The sequence below is a fragment of the Gordonibacter pamelaeae 7-10-1-b genome (genome assembly GCF_000210055.1).
Taxonomy (GTDB): domain Bacteria; phylum Actinomycetota; class Coriobacteriia; order Coriobacteriales; family Eggerthellaceae; genus Gordonibacter; species Gordonibacter pamelaeae.
The window spans coordinates 499,770-502,663 of the sequence record NC_021021.1 but is presented as its reverse complement, the minus strand read 5'-3'; the positions used below and the strand labels follow the sequence as shown (position 1 = coordinate 502,663).

Annotated in this window: 4 protein-coding genes; all 4 read left to right on the top strand. The window is 65.9% G+C overall.

From position 1 onward, the window contains the following. Positions 1–584 (top strand): gluconeogenesis factor YvcK family protein (locus GPA_RS02370; protein ID WP_041238831.1); only part of this gene is annotated, 584 nt, incomplete at its 5' end. Then, positions 563–1,495: a DNA-binding protein WhiA gene (gene whiA, locus GPA_RS02365; protein ID WP_015538826.1), complete on the top strand. Its 933-nt coding sequence runs from the start codon at positions 563–565 to the stop codon at positions 1,493–1,495. The genes GPA_RS02370 and whiA, both read left to right, overlap by 22 nt. 72 nt (positions 1,496–1,567) lie before the next feature. Then, positions 1,568–2,569: a type I glyceraldehyde-3-phosphate dehydrogenase gene (gap, locus tag GPA_RS02360; protein ID WP_015538825.1), complete on the top strand. Its 1,002-nt coding sequence runs from the start codon at positions 1,568–1,570 to the stop codon at positions 2,567–2,569. A gap of 190 nt (positions 2,570–2,759) precedes the next feature. Next, positions 2,760–2,894 (top strand): phosphoglycerate kinase (gene pgk / locus GPA_RS17240; protein ID WP_083808861.1); only part of this gene is annotated, 135 nt, incomplete at its 3' end.

The window sequence follows — 2,894 nt, the reverse complement described above, 5'->3', positions numbered from 1 at the left end:
TCGAGCGCGTGACGCTGCGCGCCGACCGTCCCATCGAGGCCTACCCGCCCGCCCTCGAGGCCATCCGGAAGGCCGATCTCATCGTGCTGGGCCCCGGCTCGCTCTTCACGTCCATCATTCCGAACCTGCTGGTGCCGGGCGTGGTCGACGCCATCCGCACATCGCAGGCGAGCACGCTCTTCGTGTGCTCGCTCGCCGACATGCAGGGCGAGACCTGGGGCCTCACGGCCCGCGAGCACGTGGAGGCGCTCATGGACCACGGCCTACGCGGCCTCGTTGACTACCTGCTGGTGCACACGCCGGTGCCGCTGCGCCCCGACAGCCCGGCCACGGGCGTGTTCGGCGCCATGACCGGCGCCGAGCCCGAGCACGCCTCCACGTCGGGCCTCGACGACGCAGAGCTTTCGGGCCATATCCGCCCCGTGCGGATCAGCTACCATGACGTGCAGGCCATCCAGGCCCAGGGGCCGGTGGTCATCGCGCGCGACCTCGTGGACGGCAGCAGCCCCACGTGGCATGACCCGCAGGCCCTGCGTGACGCGTTCTCGGGGGTGTTGAAGCTATGTCGTTCACGGCAGAGGTAAAGGACGAACTCGCGCGCGTGCCGCCCACCTGCTCGCACTGCGAGAAGGCCACGCTGGCCGCGCTCGTGCGCATCGAGGGCACGCTGTTCTTCAGCGGGCAGGGAACCTACCGCATCGAGATAGCCACGGACGTGCCCAGCGTGGCGCGCCTGATCATCAAGCTGCTCCACGAGCTGTACCACCTGAAGACCGAGCTCACCGTGCGCCGCAGCGTGCTGCACAAGACGCCGAACTACCTCATAGAGGTGCCGGCACAGCCCCATCTGGCCGACGCGTTGCGCGACATGGGCGTGCTCTCGGAGGAGGGCGGCCTGGAGCTGGGCATCAAGGAGGGCCTCGTGGCGAAGGAGTGCTGCACGGCGGCCTACCTGCGCGGCGCTTTCCTGGGAAGCGGCTTCGTGTCTGACCCGCGCGGCGACTTCCACTTCGAGGTCACCGTGGAGAGCGAGGATCTGGCCGAGGGGCTGGTGGAGCTGCTCGACCGCAAGGGCATCAACGCGCGCGTCATGCAAAGGCGCAGCTCGCATATGGTGTACCTGAAAAGCGGCGCCGCCATCCTCGAGTTCCTCGCGTTCACCGGCGCGCACCAGAGCGCGCTGTCCATGGAGAACGCGCGCGTCATCAAGAGCGTGCGCAACGACGTGAACCGCATGACGAACGCCGAGATCGCGAACCAGGCGAAGGCGGCCAGCGCCTCGGTGGACCAGATCTACGCCATCAGGGAGGTGCTGGAGGCGCACGGCATGGAGAACCTGCCCCCGGCGCTGCAGGAGTTCATACGCCTGCGCGTGACCTATCCCGACGCCACCCTCAAGGAGCTGGGCGAGCGCGCGACCCCGCCCCTGTCCAAATCGGCCGTTTACCATCGCGTTCGCCGGATCGAGCAGATGGCGAAAGAGTTACACCGCTAGAATGGTTCGCGTACGTGTTGTATTATCGTTTAAGCTTCAGCGAGCAAGAGTATCTTATGAAAGGGGATACGCATGGCAATCAAAGTAGGCATTAACGGATTCGGTCGCATCGGCCGCCTGGCGTTCCGCGCGATGGTGGAGGATCCCGAGATCGAGGTCGTGGCAGTGAACGACCTCGGCGACATTCCGACGATGGCCCACCTGCTCAAGTACGATTCCATCCACGGGCGCGCCTTCGACACCGTCGAGGTCACCGAGGACGGCTTCGTGGCCGACGGCCATGCGGTCAAGGTGCTCTCCGAGCGCGAGCCGGCGAACCTCCCCTGGGGCGAGCTGGGCGTCGACGTGGTCGTGGAGTCCACGGGCTTCTTCACCGACGGCACGAAGGCCAAGGCGCACCTCGACGCGGGCGCCAAGAAGGTCGTCATCTCCGCACCGGCCAAGAACGAGGACATCACCATCGTCATGGGCGTGAACGACGACCAGTACGATCCCGAGAAGCACAACATCATCTCCAACGCCTCGTGCACGACGAACTGCCTGGCCCCCTTCGCGAAGGTGCTCATGGACAACTTCGGCATCAAGCGCGGCTACATGAACACGATCCACTCCTACACCAACGACCAGAAGATCCTCGACCTTCCCCACAAGGACCTGCGTCGCGCCCGCGCGGCCGCCATGTCGATGATCCCCACCACCACGGGCGCCGCCCGCGCGGTGTCGCTGGTGCTGCCCGAGCTGAAGGGCAAGCTCGACGGCTTCGCCACGCGCGTTCCCACGCCGGATGGCTCGATGGTCGACCTCACGGTGGAGCTTGAGCGCGACGCTACCGCCGAGGAGATCAACGCCGCGATGAAGGCCGCCGCCGAAGGCCCGCTCAAGGGCATCCTGGAGTACACCGAGGACCCGATCGTCTCCATCGACATCGTGGACAACCCGCACTCCTCCATCTTCGACAGCAAGCTCACCATGGTGCTGGGCGGCGAGGGCAACTTCGTCAAGTGCATCAGCTGGTACGACAACGAGTGGGGCTACAGCAACCGCGTCAAGGACCTCGTCAAGATCCTCCTCTAGCCTTTCGTTCCGCCGGTCTGACGACCGGCGGAACTGCTCGACGCTGCGAAGCCCCGAGGCACCCAACCTTGCCGCTCCCGGCTTGGCTCACGTACCCAAGTACGCTTCGCCAAGCCTTCACGGCAATCTTGGGCACCTCGGGGCTTCTCGCTGACTTACTACGCCAACCTGTTCTGAAAAAGGAGTAAGTATGGCCGACATCAAAACCATCGACGAGCTGGACGCGCGCGGCAAGCGCGCGCTCGTGCGCGTCGATTTCAACGTGCCCGTGAAGGACGGCGCCGTCGCCGACGACACGCGCATCCGCGCCGCGCTGCCCACCATC

Bases quoted from the DNA above. Each gene is read 5' to 3' on its own strand.
- whiA (WP_015538826.1), top strand. From the start codon at position 563: ATGTCGTTCACGGCAGAGGTAAAGGACGAACTCGCGCGCGTGCCGCCC.
- gap (WP_015538825.1), top strand. From the start codon at position 1,568: ATGGCAATCAAAGTAGGCATTAACGGATTCGGTCGCATCGGCCGCCTG.